This is a genomic window from Hymenobacter segetis, assembly GCF_038448715.1.
Taxonomy (GTDB): Bacteria; Bacteroidota; Bacteroidia; order Cytophagales; family Hymenobacteraceae; genus Hymenobacter; species Hymenobacter segetis.
Map to the genome: position 1 here is coordinate 1 of NZ_JBCEVZ010000016.1, position 17,928 is coordinate 17,928.

Sequence of the window (17,928 nt, forward strand, 5' to 3'; positions counted from 1 at the left end):
GGTGCTGGACATCCCCGCTAAGGTGGGTGAGAGCGGCAAAATCTTCGGTCGCGTAACCACCCTGCAATTGGCCGACGCGCTGAAAGCCAAGGGTGTGGACATCGACCGCAAGCGTTTGTCGTTCGACCAGGAGCCTGCTTCGGCTGGCGACTACACCGCTACGGCTAACCTGCACAAGGAAGTGAAGCACACGATTAACTTCCGCGTAGTAGCCGAGTAGTCTCGGTTTCTATTGCTAGTTTGAAAAAGCCCTGCCTGCTGGCGGGGCTTTTTTTATTCCGGTTCTCGGGCCATAGCCCGGTTACGGGCTATTTTTGCTTTAATGTTTAGAACTGAATTGACAATTGCCCCGGCCACTGGCCAGCTGGCGCGCACGGCGCGGGTGCTCACCATGGGCTCGTGCTTCGCCGACAGCATTGGCTCGCGGCTGGTGGCCAACAAGGTAGAGGCGCGGGTGAACCCGTTTGGCACGGTGTTTCAGCCGTTGGCGCTGGTTCGGCTGCTGCGTGCTGCCGCTGGCGAAGACATGGACTGGCAGCGGCACCTTGTGCAGGCCCGCGGGCGCTGGCAGAGCTACGACCTGCACGGCAGCGTCGGGGCCGATTCGCCGGTGGAACTGCTCCAGTACATCCAGGAAGTGGTGCGGCAAACGGGCGAGTTTCTGCGCAATACGGACGTGGTGATGCTAACGCTGGGCACGGCCTGGGCCTACCGCCTGCGCGAAACCGGTGAGCTGGTGAACAATTGCCACAAGCAACCGAGCGACTTGTTCGTGCGCGAATTGCTGACGCCGGATGAAATCATTAATGCGCTGGCGGAAACGCATGCTTACCTGCGTCGCATCAACCCTGATTTGCGCTTTGTGCTGACGGTGAGCCCGGTGCGGCATTTGAAGGATACCTTGCAGCTGAATGCGGTGAGCAAGTCGGTGCTGCGGCTGGCTACGCACATTGTGAGCGACTTGCTACCGGGCGTGGCGTATTTTCCGGCTTACGAGCTGCTGGTGGATGATTTGCGTGACTACCGCTTTTATGCGTCGGATATGCTGCATCCGTCGGAAGTGGCGGAGGATTATATCTGGGAGAAATTTGCCCGGGCGTATTTCGATGCTGATTTTGGGCGTTTCCGCAAGGAATGGGCGGCAGTGCGGCAGTCGCTGGGCCACCGGCCTCTGCACGAGGGTGCGCCTGAGCATCGACAATTCCTGGAAAGCACCCGCGAAAAGCTTGAGCAGCTGAGTTTGCGTAAGGTGGATGTGGCTGATGAATTGCGCACGGTGCGGGCGCGTATTGCGGCGCTGCCGGAGCCAATTCAACTTCCGCTAGTGGCCGAAGAATTGGAGGACGATGAAGAACGGATTGACATTGGCGAAGGCGCTGAAGTTTCGGCAGTGATGCGTGTTGCACAGGTTAATGCGGCGGTATCAGTTGAGCAACCAAGCAGCAGCGCTGATACCAGCCGGCAGCCACGCTTGTCGCCCGAAGAGTTCCGGGCGCAGCGCTCAGGCCGTTCGGGACGGCCTGAGCGCGGGCGGCGCGATGGCCGGGGCAAAGGTCAGGTGGCTGCTCCTACCGAAACGGAGGCATTTCAGGCTGCAAGTTTTGGAGAAGCAGATGAATTTGCGCAGCAACCATTTATAGATGATGATGCTTCACAAACTGAGCTAATTCCTGTTGCCGCTGCTCCCGAAGCAACTATTGGCGCACCAGTTTCGGCGCAGGACGCAGAGGCTGCGGAACAAGAGCAAGGTCGTAAGAAAAAGCGCCGTTCACGGGGCGGAGCCAAGCGTACAGCGCGCAAGCACGCGTTGCGCCTCGCCGCCGAATTGGGCATGGATGAAAGCCAGTTGCCGGCATCGGAAGCAGCTTTGGAAGTAGCGGCTAGCGCATTGCCTGCTGAACAGGGTGGCCGTCCGGAAACGCAGAAATCCAGCGTTATCACCAAATCGCAGCCGGTGAAGCGGGTTGGGCGGCGCAACGAGCCGGGCCGGGTGCCGCGCGTGGAGCTGTTTGCAGCTCCGGCAGCTACCGAAGGCTCTGCTCCAGAAGTATCAATGGTTGATGCGGAAGCATTTGCCCCCGGTGATTTTGAAGCAGTAGTCGCATTGTCGGATTCGGGGACAATCAGTGCCGAATTTGATTCCAACATTGCGGCCACCCCTTCCCGCAGTAGCCGCAATCGGAAAAAGAAAAAGGCCAAGAAACTAGCTGCTAATATTGATGAAGCCGGTACTGCAATCCCAGAAAATCCAGTAACTGATGCGCATCAAACCCTGCCGATAGCCAGCGCAGAGCAGCTTTCTGGGCCATCAGAACCAGTTGATGAGAACCGACGCGGAAATACACGCCGGCCACAGGAACCGGTGGCGGCGCTTCCGGTAGGCGGGCAAGCTACAGCTGTCGTTTCGACGACAGTAGTAGCTAATGCGGTGGATGCCGCCGTAGCAAATCCAGTTCCAGTCAAACAAGGTGGACGTAAGCGACGGGCCGCAGTTGGTGGCCGGGCGGTGAAGCCGGACATCGATACGCCGGTAATTCCAGTGGTTGACACTTCGGTTGTTCGTACGCAAGTGGCTGCCGGGCGCATGATGGGCACATCGGCCACGCTGGTGGCTCCTACTTCCGAGCCGAAAGCGGCCGTTACCAAAGCAGTGACGGCGAAGATTGCCGTTGTTAATAAAGCCGCTCCGAAAGCTAAAACGGCTAAAGCGCCTGTAATACCGGCAGTTCCATCACCAAGCGCACCAGTGGTGACGGAAACCTCGCCTGCTGACACGCCCCCAACGCCGAAGCGCAAGGTAGCAGCGAAAAGGAAGGCCGTAGCTGCTCCGGCCCTGCCTGAAGCTCAGGTTCCGGTTGCTACTACGGAAACAACCCCGGCAGCTGTGATGAAGCCGGCACCGACTAAAAAGGCCGCTAAAGCTGTTCAAAAGCCTGCGGCCCCGGTTGCAGAGACGCAAGTAACGGCAACAGCTAAGGCGGCTCCCAAGAAAGCTGCTCCGAAAGCGGCAGCCCCGAAGCCAGCAGTCCCGAAAAAACCGGTAGCTAAATCTGATAAACCAGCGAAAGCGGCCACTAAGCCAGCGGCCAAACCTAAAACGCCGAAAAAGTCAGCTTAGCTTTTAGCTAAAGCCTGCTGAAATTCGGCGAGTTGCGTTATTTATTTCCCAAGCCCGGCCTTTTTCGCCGGGTTTGGTGTTTCAGCACCTCCCCTACTCTGCTTCCCCATGGCCCACGCTGCTTCGCACACCAACCGCCTCGCTCAAGAAACTAGCCCTTACCTACAACAGCACGCCCAAAACCCCGTGGACTGGTACCCGTGGGGACCGGAGGCGCTGAACCGCGCTAAGGCTGAGCAAAAGCCTATTCTGGTGAGCATTGGATATGCGGCCTGCCACTGGTGCCACGTGATGGAGCGGGAATCGTTTGAGAACGAGGCGGTGGCGGCGGTAATGAACGCGCACTTTGTGTGCATCAAAGTTGACCGCGAGGAGCGGCCCGATGTGGACCAGATTTACATGGATGCGCTGCACGCCATGGGCTTGCAGGGTGGCTGGCCGCTGAACGTGTTTCTGACGGCTGACGCCAAGCCTTTTTACGGTGGCACTTATTTCCCGCAGGGCAACTGGACCAAGTTGCTGACCAATATAGGCCAGGCCTATGCTGGTGAGCACCGCGCCGAGTTGGAGCAGTCGGCTGAGCGCTTTATGGAGGTGATTGGCAAGAGCGAGCTGGCCAAGTACGGTAGGCACAACCGCAATGCGGCCCAGGAAGCCGATTACGCGGCGCTGGAAGCCATTGGTGTTGCGCCGGAAACCGGCCCGGCCGGCGTTTCCGATGATGAATTCAAGCTACTGGTGTACAATCTGAGCACGAATTTCGACCGCGAGCGCGGTGGCATGAACCGCGCCCCGAAGTTCCCGATGCCTAGCATCTGGCGGTTTTTGCTGCGGGCACACGCTATCAGTGGCAGCCGGGCAGTCCTGGACCAAGCCGTGCTGACCTTGCGCGAAATGGCCTGGGGCGGCATCTATGACCAGGTGCACGGTGGTTTCGCCCGCTACTCGGTGGATGGCGAGTGGCTGGCTCCGCACTTCGAGAAAATGCTTTATGATAATGGGCAGCTGGTGAGCCTTTACAGTGAGGCCTTTCAGCTGACTCAGGACGAGCTTTTCCGAGAAACGGTGTATGATACCATCGAGTTTATCCGGCTGGAACTGACGAATGATGAGGGCGGGTTTTACTCTTCGCTCGATGCGGACAGCGAGGGCGAGGAAGGCAAATTTTACGTCTTCACCAAAGAGGAATTGCGCACAATTCTGGGCGACGAGGAGCCGCTGTTTTCCGACTACTACAACTGCACGGCCGTGGGCAACTGGGAGCACGGCCGCAACATCCTGCACCGCCGCGAAACCGATGAAGCCTTTGCCGCCGCCCACCAGCTGGCCCCCGGTGTGCTGCCGGAAATTGTGACGGGCTGGAAGCAGAAAATCATGGCCGTACGCGCCACCCGCGTGCGCCCCGGCCTCGACGACAAAGTCCTCACCGGCTGGAATGCACTCATGCTGCAAGGCCTCACGGATGCCTACCGGGCCTTCGGCGAGCCCGAGTTCCTAGTGATGGCCGAGCACAACGCCCGCTTCATTGAAGCCAACCTGCGCGACGGCATGGGCCTATTTCGGACTTGCAAAAACGGCCGCGCCAGCATCAGCGGCTTCTTGGAAGACTATGCGCTGGTTATTCAGGCTTATATCAGTCTCTACGAAGTGACCTTTGCCGAGAAGTGGTTACGCGAGGCCGAAGTGCTGACAGAGTACGTGCTGGCCAATTTCTTCGACCCGACCGAAACGCTGTTTTTCTACACCGATAGCCGCGCTGAGCCACTAATCGCCCGTAAAAAAGAGCTGTTTGATAACGTCATTCCGGCCTCAAACTCCATCATGGCGCATAACCTGCGCCGCCTGGGCCGCCACCTCGAAAAGGCCCAATACTCCAATCTTGCGGCTGATATGCTGGCCCAGATACGCCACCTCGTGGTGAAGGAGCCCCAGCACCTCACTAACTGGGCCTCGCTCTACGCCGCGCTGCTCCGGCCGGGGGCCGAAATTGCCATTCAAGGCCCGGCGACGGAGGAATTCCGCGAAGAACTTAGCCGACATTTTTTGTTTGATACCGTGCTGACCGGCACCGATGCCACTTCAGAACTGCCGCTACTGAAGCTGCTGCCCACGCCAACGGACGGCCGCACCGCGCTGCATGTATGCCGCGATTACGCCTGCCAGGCCCCGGTGTATAACGTGACGGACGCGCTGGCAGCGCTGTAACGGCGGCGCGATGGTTCGCGTCACTGCCCTGCTATCTTTACTATCCGCCCCTACGCTATACCTGTTTTGAGTCTCACGCTTGATTTTATTGCTCCCGTGGCAGCGCCCGCAGCCGACCGGGTGACGCTGTTTGCTGACGTTATTCTGCCGCTGCCGCTGCCCCGGCTCTACACCTACCGGGTGCCGTATGAGCTGAACGACAACGTGGTAGTTGGCGGGCGCGTCATCGTGCAGTTTGGGGCCAAAAAGACGCTCAGCTGCATTGTGGCGGCCGTGCACGAGACTGCGCCCAAGGATTATCAGGCCAAGTACATTCTCGAATTTATTGACGACGCGCCGGTAGTCACGCAGGCACAGCTCAAGCTGTTTCGCTGGATGGCCGACTACTACATGTGCACCATCGGCGAGGTGATAAACGCCGCGCTGCCCTCGGCGCTGAAGCTCAGCTCGGAGTCACGCATTCAGCTGCACCCGGGCTTTTCGCGGGAGGAAAACGAGTACCCGCTTTCCACTCAGGAAGAACTGATTGTGGACGCGCTGGGCGTGGTGGAAGATGGCAAAGCTCTGACCTTTACCGAAGTCGGCGACCTGCTCGGCATCACGTCCTTCCACAAAGTCATCAAGTCATTGATGCACAAGGACGTCATCTTCCTTTTCGAGCACACGGCCGACAAGTACGCGCCCAAGGTGGTGAAGAAGGTGCGGCTGGCACATCATTTCGTGGCTGAAGCCTCGCTGGAGCAGCTGTTCGAAACCCTCGCCACCAAGCCCAAGCAGCTCGATGTGCTGCTGAAGTACCTCCAGCGCGTACCCGTGCACCAGAACGAGCACGCCAACCAAAACGGCATCGAGAAACCTTACCTCACCAGCAGCCCGCATCTCTCGGCCTCGGCGGTGAATACGCTCATTAAGAACGGCGTACTTGAGCAGTTCGATGTAATTGTGAGCCGCTTCCCGCTCGAAAACGAAGGGGCCATTCACCTGAATTTTGCCCTCACCGAGGCCCAGACGGCAGCGCGGGATGAAATCATGGCGCACTTCGGCGAGAAGGAAATTGTGTTGCTACACGGCGTGACGGGCGCGGGCAAAACCGAGATTTACATCGACCTCATCCGCAAGGCCATGGAGGGCGGCGGGCAGGTGCTGTACCTGCTGCCCGAAATTGCCCTCACCGCCCAGATTGTGACGCGCCTCATGCGTGTGTTTGGCTCGCGACTGGGGGTTTATCATTCTAAATTCTCCGACAACGAGCGGGTGGAAGTGTGGAATGGCGTGCTCTCGGGCCGTTTCCAGGTGGTGGTGGGCGTGCGCTCGGCGGTGTTTTTGCCGTTTGATAATTTGTCGCTGATAATTGTCGACGAGGAGCACGAATCGAGCTACAAGCAGTACGACCCCGCCCCACGCTACAACGCCCGCGAAGTGGCTTTAATGATGGCCAATTTCCAGGGGGCCAAAACCCTGCTGGGTTCGGCCACGCCGGCCGTGGAAACCTACTACCAAGCCAAACAGGGGCGCTACGGGCTGGTGAGCCTCACCAAACGCTTTGGCGAAGCCGGGATGCCGGATATTGTGTTGGTAGACACCCGCAAAGCTCGTGAGCAGAAAACCATGCATAACCACTTCACCGCCGATTTACTGGGTGAAGTGGAGCGCACCCTGGGCCGCCAAGAGCAGGTGATTCTGTTCCAGAACCGGCGCGGCTACGCGCCCGTGGTGGCCTGCCAGGACTGCGGCTGGATACCGAAATGCACCAACTGCGCCGTGAGCCTAAGCTACCACAAGCACAGCCACGAGCTGCGCTGCCACTACTGCGGCTACCACGACAGCATGGTGACCAAGTGCCCCGCCTGCGGCTCCCGCGCCGTGAAAACCCAAGGTTTCGGCACCGAGAAGATTGAGGACGACCTGAAAATCATGCTCCCGCAGGCCAACATCCAGCGGATGGATTTGGACACTACCCGCGCCAAAAACAGCTACCAGCAAATCATCGGCGACTTTGAAAAGCAGACCACCAACGTGCTGGTAGGCACCCAGATGGTGACCAAAGGCCTGGACTTTGCCAATGTGAGCCTCGTGGGCATCATCAACGCCGACAGCATTATTCACTATCCCGATTTTCGAGCGCACGAGCGGGCCTACCAGATGTTTGTGCAGGTGAGCGGCCGGGCCGGGCGCAAGGGCAAAAAGGGCAAGGTCATCATCCAGACCTCGGACCCTACGCAGGTGATTTTCGACAAGGTCATTCGCAATGATTACATCGAGTTTTACAACTACGAAATCGTGCAGCGGCACGAGCACGGCTACCCGCCCTTCATGCGCGTCATCAAAATGACAGTGAAGCACATCGACCAGAACGTGGGCGAAGCCGCCGCCATCCTGCTGACGCAGGAGCTGGTGGACCGCCTAGGCCGCGCCGCCGTGCTGGGGCCGGAAGCGCCCTACATCTTCCGCATTCGCAATTTCTATTTGCAGGAAATCACCATCAAGCTCGACCGTGCCCACACCGTACTCAAGCAGGCCAAGCAGATGATTTGCGAAGCCATGGACATTGTGAAGGACCAGAAGGAATTCAAGCAGGTTCGCCTCGTGGCCGATGTCGACCCGATGTAACAGCCAGACCAGGTAACAACAAAAAAGGCCCGCTCAATATTGAGCGGGCCTTTTTTATGGCCAGAAATCGGGCCGAAATTACATCTGGTCGAGCAACCAGAGGATAATGAAAATCAAGCCGATGATGGCGATGATGGTACCAATCAGACCATTCAGCAGACCCACGAGCAAGCCCACGAGCAGCAGGATAATACCGATGCGCAGGTTGCCGCTGATGGCAGCTGTGTTGGAGGTCGAGGCCGTGTTATCGTGCTGGCGAACCGAACCCGATTTCTGCATCAGCTTATCCATTTTGCGGGTCACTTTGCTCAGGGCCATGCGCTGCACCAAGTTCAGCTTGGGCGCGGGAGCGGTGGCAATCGCAGTCGGAGCCTCAATAGCTACGGCGGACGTTGCTACGCGGGCAGTGGTTTTGGCGGCTGGAGTAGCGGCAACTGCTGGAGCTTCCACCACTACAGGGGCAGTAGCTACAACAGGCTCGGCGGCGGGCGCAACGGCCGTTGCGGGCGTGGCAGCGGGCACGGGCGTGGCTACGCGGGTAACGCCGTAGGAGCTACCCTTGGGCAACATGGCATACTCGGAGCGGCTGCAGCTGCCCAGCGACAGGGCACAGGCGGCGAGCGCAATGAGTTTGGCGAAGGGAGGAAAAAAATTCTTCATAAGGGTGCGGGGTAAGAGAAAACTTGAATGCCCATTCTACGGCGAAAATTGCAAATAGGCGATTCTTTGGAATCACTTTATTTGTTCCACCGATTTTTAAGAATGGTTTTTAGCGCGGTTCCTGCTACGGTTCAGCTCGTTTCAAGCCAGGCACCGGCTGAACGCAGCGCAACAAATTGCTGTTGAACAGCCCGTATGTGCTTACTTGCAAACCGTATGAAATACTGTTTTTCGACCTGGCAACGGGCTTTGGGCGTAGTGGGAATAGGGACGGGAGCCGGAGTTCTGGTGATGAGCTGCACGCAGCTACCCGCCGAAACCCGCCCCTCGATGAGTAACGAGCGGCGCATGCAGGCCATGATGGTGGCCGATACCAGCGGCTACGAAACCGCCTCGCCCCGCGACCCCAACGGCATTGGCACATACTACCTGGGCCGCCAGATTGCCCACGTAATGGGCCACGAAGGCGCGAGCTGGCTGGAGCGCAAAGGCCGCCGCCAGGAAGAAGGCACCGACCTTTTGCTGAAGGAGCTGAAGCTGAAACCCACCGACGTGGTGGCCGACATCGGTGCCGGCACGGGCTTTTTCTCGTTTCAGCTCGCCAAGAAAGTACCCAAAGGACAGGTGCTGGCCGTTGATATTCAGCCCGAAATGATTGCAGCGCTCCAGGAAAACAAGCGCCGGCAGAAGGTGACCAACGTGCGCCCGGTGCTGGGCACCACCACCAACCCCAGCCTGCCCGCCGACAGCGTGGACCTGGTGCTCATCGTGGATGCTTACCACGAGTTCGACCACCCGCGCGAGATGGGCCGCGCCATCCGGCGGGCCTTGCGCCCCGGCACCGGCCGGCTGGCGCTGGTCGAGTACCGCGCCGAAGACCCCAGCGTGCCCATCAAGCGTATTCACAAGATGAGCATCAGCCAGGCTCGCAAGGAAATGGCGGCCGTAGGCATGGTCCTGGCCGATTCCATCGAGACGCTGCCGCAGCAGCACCTGCTGCTCTTTAAGAAGCCATAATGGCACCAGTACCCCGAAATGTTATTTCGGGCCGCCAGAACATCAATCGTTCAACGGCCCGAAATGAAATCTCAGGATACCCGTTCTGTCCGACCTTTGCGGGATGAATCCCGACCCGCGCCAGCTCTCCATCCACGATTTCACCTACCCACTGCCCGCCGAGCGCATTGCGCCGGAGCCTCTCCCCGACCGCGCCGCCAGCAAGCTCTTGGTGAGCCGCCACGGCCAGCTCACCGATAAAAACTTCCGCGACCTGCCCGGCGAGTTGCCGGCCGGCGCACTGCTCGTTTTCAACGACACCCGCGTGGTGCGGGCCCGGCTGCTGGCCCGCCGCCCCACCGGGGGCCAGGTCGAGCTGTTTTGCCTGGAGCCCGTGGCCCCGCACCGCAGCCTGGAGCTGGCCCTGCAGCAAACCGGCCACTGTACCTGGCGCTGCCTGGTGGGCAACGGCCGCCGCTGGAAAGAAGGCCCGGTGATGCTGGATTTCACGTCCACTGATGGCCGGCCCGCCACACTATACGCCGAGCGCCAGTTGCAGGAAGCCGGCACTGCCCTCATCGATTTCCGCTGGGAGCCGGCCGAGTTGCCGTTTGCCGAGGTGCTGCGGGCCGCCGGCCACCTGCCCCTGCCGCCTTACATCGACCGCCCCGATACGGCCACCGACGCCGTGCGCTACCAGACGGTATACGCCGCGGCTGAAGGTGCCGTGGCCGCCCCCACCGCCGGCCTGCATTTCACCCCCGAAATCCTGACTGAATTACAGGAAAAGGGCTTTTCGACGGGCCACGTTACGCTGCACGTGGGCGCGGGCACCTTCCAGCCCGTGAAGGCCGACCGCATGGCCGACCACCCCATGCACACCGAGCCCATTCTGGTCACGGCCGGACTGCTGCGCCAATTGCTGGCCCACCGCCCCCAGCCGGTGATAGCAGTGGGCACCACCAGCCTGCGCACCCTAGAAACGCTGTATTGGCTGGGCGTGGGCCTGCTGCACTCCGCAGAAGCAGCATCTGAGCCCATCGCCCCCAAATTGCTGGTATCGCAATGGCAGCCCTACGAAATGGCCGAGATGGCCGCCCGCATCAGCCCCGAAATGGCCCTGACGGCCCTGCTCCAGTACCTCGAAGCCACAGGCACCGATACCCTGCAAGCCAGTACGCGCCTGCTAATTGCGCCGGGTTACCAGTTTCGGTTGGTTGGTGGCCTTATCACCAATTTTCATCAGCCCGAAAGCACCTTGCTCCTACTGGTAGCGGCCCTGCTGGGGCCGGACTGGCGCGCAGTATATGAGCACGCGCTAAGCCATGATTACCGCTTCCTGAGCTACGGCGACAGCTCCCTGCTGCTACCGTAAAGCGGTTGGAATCCCTATTTTCAGCCGCGGCCCAACTGCGGCACACTCCTTGCACCAACCTTTGCCCGTAGGGAGCGTACAAAGCTCTCATAACCCTTTTTCTTTCTCCTGACCCCATGAAAAAAGTAACCCTGTTGCTCGCATTTTCCGCTTTTGCTACTGCTGCTTTTGCGCAAACCACTCCTACCACGGAAGTTAAAGTGCGCGACAATGGCACCACCAAAGTGGTAACCAAAACCGGCAAGACCAACGTTGGCCAAGCCCTCGAAAACACGAAAGATGCCGCCGGCAACGTGGCCCATAAAACGGGCAGCGCTGTGAAGCGTGGCGCTAAGAAAACCGGCCATGCCGTGAAGCATGGTGCCAACAAAGTGAGCGCCAAAACCAAAGAAGGCGCTGAGAAAATGGAGGCCAAAACCGAATAGTCCTTTCCAAGAGCTGTTCCTTTCCGCTTTCCAGCAAGAAGAAACCCCGGCCCAGGCCGGGGTTTTTTTCTTGCCTGATTGCGAAGGAAAGCTTCTACTCCGCGCTGGGTTTTTCCCGCACTTCATGGAGCACTTTTTCTACCACGCCGCGCCCAAACAGGCTGAGGCCCGAATTGAGCACGACCAGGGCCGCCGTGCCGGCCAACAGCCACTTGGAAGCAGGCTGGCGCTGGTCTTTCAGGCTGCCGGCCCAATGCACCATACTAGCGCCCGCGCCGATGGTAGCCAACCCCAGCGGGGCAAAAATCAGCCATTTGGATTTATGCGTCATCGAAAAAAAGGATGGAGTGTAATGCTGGGCCACGCGCGTCGATTCAGCTTCTGGGCTTCCATCCGCACGTACCTTTCGGCTTTCTGCTTACGCACCGTGCCGGGCCGTGTTTCGGCTACGGATTCCGCCTTCGCTTTATGACACCTTACGAACAACTGCTGCACCTCGCCTTCACCGCGCCCAACGACGTGAAGTATTACCTCACCCCCAATGCCTTGCAGGCCTACGACCTGCTGCGCAAGGCTCCGCCCGCGCAATTGCCCTTCCGCTTCGAGCAGGTGCGCCTGGGCCTGGCCATGGGACTGCTCAAGCTGGTTTCGGAACTGGGCGACCACGACGAAAGCCGGCAGGTGCTCGATGTGCTGCACCGCGCCCTGAACGAGGCCCGCTCGCCGGAGGACATCGACCGCATCATCGGCCGCGAGGCGCGCCTGTTCGACCGCCTCTACGAAAACCTGTACGTGAATGAAGAAGGCGAAGAACTGCTCAACCTCTTCGGCCGCACACTGGATGCTGATGCGCCCGAGTTGCTGGAAGAAGTGGCGCAGGAAGGCGCGGACCTGGCCCGCACCTTGGATTTCAGCGCTGACGAGGACGAGTAGAACGTCATGCCATGTCGTCTGTCATGCTGAGCGCCGTCGAAGCATGACGCGCTAATGTGATTCAATTACCATAAAATCCCCTCCCCATGTTTCTCAGCATTCTCGGTTTTATCATTCTGGTGCTGGGGCTGAATGCCTCCCGCTTCTCGGAGCGACTGGAGCGCCTGCGCGGCGGCCTCGTTTTCCTCGGCGGCGCGTTTCTGATTCTGGGGCTGGCCCTGAGCACCATCGTGCAGGTGGGCGTGGGGCAGGTGGGCGTGCAAACGCTGTTTGGGCAGGTGCAACCGCGCGTGCTGCAACCCGGCCTGAGCGTGGTGAACCCGCTGGTGGACGTGACTCGCTTCGACACCCGCACGCAGAACTACACCATGTCGGCGCAGCACGGCGAGGGCGCGCAGTCGGGCGACGACGCCATCCGGGTGCTCTCGGCCGATGGGCTGGAGGTCGTGATTGACCTCACCGTGCTTTACCACGTGGTGCCGGCGCAGGCCCCGCATATTCTGGCCACCATCGGCGAGGATTATCAGGATAAAATCGTGCGCTCCATTTCGCGCACCCGAATTCGGGATAATGCCGTTTATTACGATGCCGTAGCGCTTTATTCCACGCGCCGCGAGGAATTTCAGGCCCGCATTCTGGCCGCCATCGAGAAGGATTTTCGGACCAATGGCCTGCAGCTCGACCAGCTCCTCATCCGCAACATCCAGCTGCCCGAGTCGGTGAAGCGCAGCATCGAGAGCAAGATTTCGGCCGAGCAGGACGCGCAGAAAATGCAGTTTGTGCTGCAAAAGGAAAAGCAGGAAGCCGAGCGCAAGCGCGTAGAGGCCCAGGGCATTGCCGACTACCAGCGCATCGTGAACACCGAACTGAGTGACAAGCTATTGCAGTACGAAACCATCAAGGCCAACCAGGCCATTGCCACTTCACCTAATGCCAAGGTCATCATCATGGGTGGCGGGCGCGGCGCGGTGCCGCAATTGCTGATTGGCGATAAATAGTTGACAGGAGTGGCGAGGAGTGCATTTTGAACGATGATTTTGCCACAATTGGGGCATAATCCTGCTTGGCGTGCCATGCGTACCTACCTTTACCGCGCTATCGGCAGCTTTGCATATCGCCAGCGCCGCTGACTCTTTCTTCGCTTCTCAATGCCCACCATTCATTACCTCACCACGGCCGAACCCATTGCCGCTGCCGCCGCGCACTTTGCCACCTTGCCGCGCATCGGCATCGACCTGGAGTTTGATGACATGCGTCACCGTTACGGCCGCCACCTGGCACTTATTCAGGTATTTGACGGCGTTGAAGTATACCTGATTGACCCCCTGCCCCTGCCCGACATGGCTGCCGACCTGGAACCGCTGTTCGCGGTGCTCCGCGACCCGGCCGTGGCCAAGGTGTTCCACTCCTGCAAGTCGGATATCCTGCTGCTCGACGAGGTGTTCAGCGTCAATTGCCGCAACATCGTGGACACCAGTGTCCAGTTTACTTTATTGGCCGCCGAGGACAATAATATTTCGCTGGGCCGCCTCATTCAGGCCGAGTTGGGCTTTGAAGTCGACAAAGGCGAGCAGAAATCCAACTGGCTGAAGCGCCCCCTCACCGAAGCCCAAAAGGAATACGCCGCCAACGACGTGCTCTACCTCTTTGAGCTGACTGACCGCCTCAGTGCCCGCCTCCTGGAGCTGGGCCGCGCCGACTGGGCCACCCAGGAAAACCTAGCCCTCGAAGCCGTGCGCTACGGCCGCGACGACCCGCGCCCGTGGTCGCGCAACGCCGCCAAATACAAGATTACCGCGCAGGAAATGCCCATTTTCCGGGAGCTGTACATGTTGCGCGATGCCGTGGCCCGGCAGCTCGACCGCCCGCCCTACCACGTCCTCAGCAACGACCGGCTGGCCGAGCTGGCCCGCAACCCGCTCGAAACTGCCCTGCAGCTGCGCGGGGCCAACGGCCTACACCCCGAGCTGAAACGCTCGCCCTATGCCGAGCAGCTCCTCGCCATCGGCACCACCGATTTGGAGCCGGACGCCCCCATTCCGGCCGAGCAGCGCAAGTTTCCGTTCCGCCGTCGCCTGAGTGGCCCCGCCGCCGCCCGCGCCGATGCCCGCGAAGCCTTGCTCATGGCCCTCAAAGGCCACCTCGCCACCGACCACGGCAGCACCATGGCCAACATGGTACTCAGCAACCGCCTCATCGCCGACATCATCGAGCTGGGTACCGAAGCCGCCCTGCGCCCCTGGCAGCAGCAGTTGCTGAAAGATTCGGCCGAGAAGCACGGCGAGGATTACGCCTCGATTGAGCAGCCTTTTTAGCTTTTTTTGATGAGATAAAAAAGAACGTCATGCTGAGCGAAGTCGAAGCATCTCTGCCGCAGAAGTAATTAATTTACTCTCACGGTAGAGATGCTTCGACTTCGCTCAGCATGACGTTCTGGCTTTTTCGCCAGCCTCCGCTAATTCGCTAAAACTGCGCCTCCTCGGTGCTGCCCACCAGAGCGGCGGTGCTGGTCTGGTTGCTGGTCACCACATTCTGCACGGCATCAAAATAGCCGGTGCCCACGAAGGACTGGTGCTTCACGGCCTGATAGCCGTCCTTTGCCAGGGCAAATTCCCGCTCCTGCAACTCCGAATAGCCGGCCATGCCGCGCTGGCGGTAGGCCTGAGCCAGCTCGAACATGCTGGTATTGAGGGCATGGAAGCCAGCCAGCGTGATAAACTGGAATTTGTAGCCCAGCGCGGCCAGCTCTTCGCGGAAGGTTTCCATCTGCTCCACGCTCAGCTTTGAGGCCCAGTTGAAGGACGGCGAGCAGTTGTAGGCCAGCAGCTTGCCGGGGTATTTGGCATGAATGGCTTCGGCAAATTTGCGGGCATCGCCCAAGTCGGGTTGCGAGGTTTCCATCCAAATCAAGTCGGCATAAGGCGCGTAGGCCAGGCCGCGGGCAATGCCGGCCTCCACGCCGCAGCGGATGCGGTAGAAGCCTTCGTTGGTGCGCTCGGCTTCCTGGAGGATGAACGGCTGGTCGCGCGGGTCCACGTCGGCCGTGAGCAGGTCGGCCGCGTCGGCATCGGTGCGGGCCACAATCAGGGTGGGTACGCCCAGCACATCGGCGGCCAGGCGGGCGGCCACCAGCTTATTGACGGCCTCCTGCGTGGGCACCAGCACCTTGCCGCCCAAGTGACCGCACTTTTTGGCCGATGACAGCTGGTCTTCAAAATGTACGCCGGCGGCCCCGGCCTCAATCATCATCTTCATCAACTCAAACGCATTCAGGTTGCCACCAAAACCGGCCTCCGCATCGGCCACGATGGGCGCGAGGTAGTGCACATCATTCCGCCCGTCGAGGTGCTGAATCTGGTCGGCCCGCAGCAAGGCATTGTTGATGCGCCGCACCACGGCCGGCACGCTGTCCACGGGGTACAGGCTTTGGTCGGGGTACATGTGGCCAGCGCCGTTGGCATCGGCCGCCACCTGCCAGCCGCTGAGGTAGATGGCCAGCAGCCCGGCCTGCACCTCCTGCACGGCCTGGTTGCCGGTGAGCGCGCCCAGCCCGGCCACGTACTCGCGGGTTTGCAGCAACTCCCAGAGCCGCTCGGCGCCCTGACGGGCCAGCGAGTATTCGATGTGCACGGAGCCTTGGAGCTTCACCACGTCCTCGGGCGAGTACGGGCGCTGAATACCAATCCAGCGGGGATTGTGGGCCCAGTCGAGGGCAATTTCGGCGGCGCGTTGGGGTTGCGTTTTCATGGGAGTTGGGGTTGGGGTTTTAGGTTGGGGTACTGATTTGCAGGATGGAAATGGGCAAGGCGTGGCCCGGCTGCCCGGTAAGCGGCTTTTTTGGAACTCAGGAAATGGGGTATTGGGAGCTTACGCCAGCTGCTCGTAGGCCGGCACGGTCAGGAATTCGATGAACTGCTCGCTCATCACCAGCTTATCAAAAAGCCGGGCCGCGGCCAGGAAATGGCCTTTCTCATAAGCCTCTTCCCCTACCAGCGCTTTGATTTTTTCCAGCTGGCCGGGCACCAGTGAGCGGTACAGTTCGGTGGTCACAGGGCGGCCATCGGCCAAAACGGTGCCCGGCGTGTGCAGCCATTGCCATACCTGCGCCCGGCTGATTTCGGCCGTGGCGGCATCCTCCATCAGGTTGTAAATCGGCACGCAACCGTTGCCGCCCAGCCAGGAGGCCAGGTACTGAATGGCCACGTCGATGTTCAGCTTCAGACCATCTTCAGTGATATTACCGTGCGGCGCTTTCACCAAATCGGCGGCGGTCACGTGCACGTCCGGGCGCTTGTTTTCGATTTGGTTGGGGCCGGGCATGAGGCGGTTGAAGACTTCGAGCGCCACCGGCACCAGGCCAGGGTGGGCTACCCAGGTACCGTCGTGGCCGTTGGTGGCTTCTCGGATTTTATCCTGGCGCACCTTTTCCAGGGCCGCGTCGTTGGCGGCGGGGTCATTTTTGATGGGAATCTGGGCGGCCATGCCGCCAATGGCGTGCACGCCCCGGCGGTGGCAGGTTTGCACCACCAGCGCCGAGTAGGCGGCCATGAAGGGCACGGTCATCGTCACCTCGGCGCGGTTGGGCAGGCGGAATTCGGGATTCAGGCCCAGCCGCTTGATGTAGCTGAAAATGTAGTCCCAGCGCCCGCAGTTCAGGCCCGCGCTGTGCTCGCGCAACTCGTACAGGATTTCATTCAGCTCGAAAGCAGCCGGCAGCGTTTCAATCAAAACCGTGGCTTTAATAACACACTTGGGCTGTTTCAACGACCATTGAGCGAAGCCGAAAACGTCGTTCCACAGCCGGGCTTCGAGGTGGCTTTCGAGCTTGGGCAGGTAGAAGTAGGGCGCGGTGCCCCGGGCGCACAGCTCATGCGCATTGTGGAAATAGTAGAGGCCGAAATCGAGCAGCGCGGCGCTGATGGGCTCACCATCGACCAGAATATGCTTCTCAACCAGATGCCAGCCCCGCGGGCGCACCATCAGCACGGCAGTTTTCTCGTTCAGCTTATACTCTTTGGTGGGCGTGCTGAGCGAGATGGTGCGGCGCACGGCATCGCGCAGGTTAATCTGGCCCTGAATGACGTTGTCCCAGGTCGGCGAGTTGGAGTCCTCTAAATCGGCCATGAACACGCTAGCCCCGGAGTTCAGCGCGTTGATAATCATCTTCCGCTCCACCGGGCCGGTGATTTCCACGCGGCGGTCGAGCAGGTCCTGCGGCAGCGGGGCTACGGTCCACTCCTGCTCGCGCAGGCGTTGGGTTTCGGGCAGGAAATCGGGCAGGATGCCGGCGGCGAAATCGGCCTGGCGCTCGGCGCGGCGGGCCAGTAGGGCCTGGCGGGTATGGTCGAAACGGCGATGCAGCTCGGCCACGAAGGCCAGAGCCGAGGGCGTGAGGATTTCGGCGAAGGCCGGCGAATAGGTACCAAGAACCTTCACCCGCTCGGGGGTGAGGTAGGTGGGCGGCGGGGCGGGGGCAACGTTGGTGAAAGTCATGGCTTGGTCAGTTAATGGTGGGCAATGAGTAGCAGGGGCTGGTTTTCAGTTGAGTTGCGCCGGTTGCCGGTGGTTCGGGGTAAGACTTTGGGCCGGGCTTGACACAAACATAC

Annotated in this window: 14 protein-coding genes; 10 read left to right on the top strand and 4 right to left on the bottom strand. The window is 60.1% G+C overall.

All coding sequences use genetic code 11. The features are described from left to right. The 4 genes from AAFH49_RS08645 to priA all read left to right on the top strand — a co-directional run. Window positions 1-220, top strand: a 220-nt coding sequence (locus tag AAFH49_RS08645; protein WP_342297349.1) for a 50S ribosomal L9 C-terminal domain-containing protein, incomplete at its 5' end; no start/stop codon positions are given. 171 nt (window positions 221-391) lie between these two features. Beyond that, window positions 392-3,118, top strand: a complete 2,727-nt coding sequence (locus AAFH49_RS08650; protein WP_342297350.1) for a GSCFA domain-containing protein — start codon at window positions 392-394, stop codon at window positions 3,116-3,118. 108 nt (window positions 3,119-3,226) lie between these two features. Then, window positions 3,227-5,323 carry a thioredoxin domain-containing protein gene (locus AAFH49_RS08655; protein WP_342297352.1) on the top strand — a complete coding sequence of 699 codons (2,097 nt, stop codon included), beginning with the start codon at window positions 3,227-3,229 and terminating at the stop codon, window positions 5,321-5,323. A 66-nt stretch (window positions 5,324-5,389) separates the two neighbouring features. After that, window positions 5,390-7,933 (top strand): replication restart helicase PriA, encoded by a 2,544-nt coding sequence (gene priA / locus AAFH49_RS08660; protein ID WP_342297354.1) that lies wholly within the window; start codon window positions 5,390-5,392, stop codon window positions 7,931-7,933. A gap of 78 nt (window positions 7,934-8,011) precedes the next feature. Here priA and AAFH49_RS08665 read toward each other — a convergent pair whose 3' ends face one another. Beyond that, complete coding sequence (locus AAFH49_RS08665; protein ID WP_342297356.1) at window positions 8,012-8,593, bottom strand: hypothetical protein; 582 nt, start codon at window positions 8,591-8,593, stop codon at window positions 8,012-8,014. A gap of 216 nt (window positions 8,594-8,809) precedes the next feature. Here AAFH49_RS08665 and AAFH49_RS08670 point away from each other — a divergent pair, with 216 nt between their 5' ends. From AAFH49_RS08670 to AAFH49_RS08680, 3 genes are all read left to right on the top strand, one after another. Beyond that, window positions 8,810-9,610, top strand: a complete 801-nt coding sequence (locus AAFH49_RS08670) for a class I SAM-dependent methyltransferase (RefSeq protein ID WP_342297358.1) — start codon at window positions 8,810-8,812, stop codon at window positions 9,608-9,610. Between the two features lie 103 nt (window positions 9,611-9,713). Next, window positions 9,714-10,964 (top strand): S-adenosylmethionine:tRNA ribosyltransferase-isomerase, encoded by a 1,251-nt coding sequence (locus tag AAFH49_RS08675; protein WP_342297360.1) that lies wholly within the window; start codon window positions 9,714-9,716, stop codon window positions 10,962-10,964. A 116-nt stretch (window positions 10,965-11,080) separates the two neighbouring features. Further along, the gene (locus AAFH49_RS08680) at window positions 11,081-11,389 is read left to right on the top strand and encodes a hypothetical protein (protein WP_342297362.1); all 309 of its coding nucleotides are present in this window, start codon (window positions 11,081-11,083) and stop codon (window positions 11,387-11,389) included. A gap of 94 nt (window positions 11,390-11,483) precedes the next feature. Here the strand turns inward: AAFH49_RS08680 and AAFH49_RS08685 are convergent, their stop codons facing one another. Continuing rightward, window positions 11,484-11,720 carry a hypothetical protein gene (locus tag AAFH49_RS08685; protein ID WP_342297364.1) on the bottom strand — a complete coding sequence of 79 codons (237 nt, stop codon included), beginning with the start codon at window positions 11,718-11,720 and terminating at the stop codon, window positions 11,484-11,486. A gap of 137 nt (window positions 11,721-11,857) precedes the next feature. Here AAFH49_RS08685 and AAFH49_RS08690 point away from each other — a divergent pair, with 137 nt between their 5' ends. The 3 genes from AAFH49_RS08690 (at window position 11,858) to AAFH49_RS08700 (ending at window position 14,637) form a co-directional block, all read left to right on the top strand. Beyond that, complete coding sequence (locus AAFH49_RS08690; protein WP_342297366.1) at window positions 11,858-12,322, top strand: hypothetical protein; 465 nt, start codon at window positions 11,858-11,860, stop codon at window positions 12,320-12,322. A gap of 86 nt (window positions 12,323-12,408) precedes the next feature. Beyond that, window positions 12,409-13,320 (top strand): prohibitin family protein, encoded by a 912-nt coding sequence (locus AAFH49_RS08695; RefSeq protein WP_342297368.1) that lies wholly within the window; start codon window positions 12,409-12,411, stop codon window positions 13,318-13,320. Between the two features lie 150 nt (window positions 13,321-13,470). Then, window positions 13,471-14,637, top strand: coding sequence for a ribonuclease D (locus tag AAFH49_RS08700; RefSeq protein WP_342297369.1), 1,167 nt, complete (start codon window positions 13,471-13,473; stop codon window positions 14,635-14,637). A gap of 148 nt (window positions 14,638-14,785) precedes the next feature. On the opposite strand, the gene aceA is transcribed toward AAFH49_RS08700, so the two are convergent. Beyond that, a complete protein-coding gene (gene aceA, locus AAFH49_RS08705) occupies window positions 14,786-16,069 on the bottom strand; it encodes an isocitrate lyase (protein WP_342297371.1) in 1,284 nt (427 codons plus the stop codon). A gap of 120 nt (window positions 16,070-16,189) precedes the next feature. Then, on the bottom strand, window positions 16,190-17,815 hold the full coding sequence (gene aceB / locus AAFH49_RS08710; protein ID WP_342297373.1) for a malate synthase A: 1,626 nt from the start codon (window positions 17,813-17,815) through the stop codon (window positions 16,190-16,192). Between the last annotated feature and the right edge of the window lie 113 nt (window positions 17,816-17,928).

What these genes read in the sequence shown, in the direction of transcription:
- AAFH49_RS08680 (WP_342297362.1), top strand. Translation starts at nt 11,081, where the DNA reads ATGAAAAAAGTAACCCTGTTGCTCGCATTTTCCGCTTTTGCTACTGCT.
- aceA (WP_342297371.1), bottom strand. Translation starts at nt 16,069, where the DNA reads ATGAAAACGCAACCCCAACGCGCCGCCGAAATTGCCCTCGACTGGGCC.
- AAFH49_RS08655 (WP_342297352.1), top strand. Translation starts at nt 3,227, where the DNA reads ATGGCCCACGCTGCTTCGCACACCAACCGCCTCGCTCAAGAAACTAGC.
- AAFH49_RS08700 (WP_342297369.1), top strand. Translation starts at nt 13,471, where the DNA reads ATGCCCACCATTCATTACCTCACCACGGCCGAACCCATTGCCGCTGCC.
- AAFH49_RS08670 (WP_342297358.1), top strand. Translation starts at nt 8,810, where the DNA reads ATGAAATACTGTTTTTCGACCTGGCAACGGGCTTTGGGCGTAGTGGGA.
- AAFH49_RS08685 (WP_342297364.1), bottom strand. Translation starts at nt 11,720, where the DNA reads ATGACGCATAAATCCAAATGGCTGATTTTTGCCCCGCTGGGGTTGGCT.
- aceB (WP_342297373.1), bottom strand. Translation starts at nt 17,815, where the DNA reads ATGACTTTCACCAACGTTGCCCCCGCCCCGCCGCCCACCTACCTCACC.
- AAFH49_RS08675 (WP_342297360.1), top strand. Translation starts at nt 9,714, where the DNA reads ATGAATCCCGACCCGCGCCAGCTCTCCATCCACGATTTCACCTACCCA.
- AAFH49_RS08665 (WP_342297356.1), bottom strand. Translation starts at nt 8,593, where the DNA reads ATGAAGAATTTTTTTCCTCCCTTCGCCAAACTCATTGCGCTCGCCGCC.
- AAFH49_RS08690 (WP_342297366.1), top strand. Translation starts at nt 11,858, where the DNA reads ATGACACCTTACGAACAACTGCTGCACCTCGCCTTCACCGCGCCCAAC.
- AAFH49_RS08650 (WP_342297350.1), top strand. Translation starts at nt 392, where the DNA reads ATGGGCTCGTGCTTCGCCGACAGCATTGGCTCGCGGCTGGTGGCCAAC.
- AAFH49_RS08695 (WP_342297368.1), top strand. Translation starts at nt 12,409, where the DNA reads ATGTTTCTCAGCATTCTCGGTTTTATCATTCTGGTGCTGGGGCTGAAT.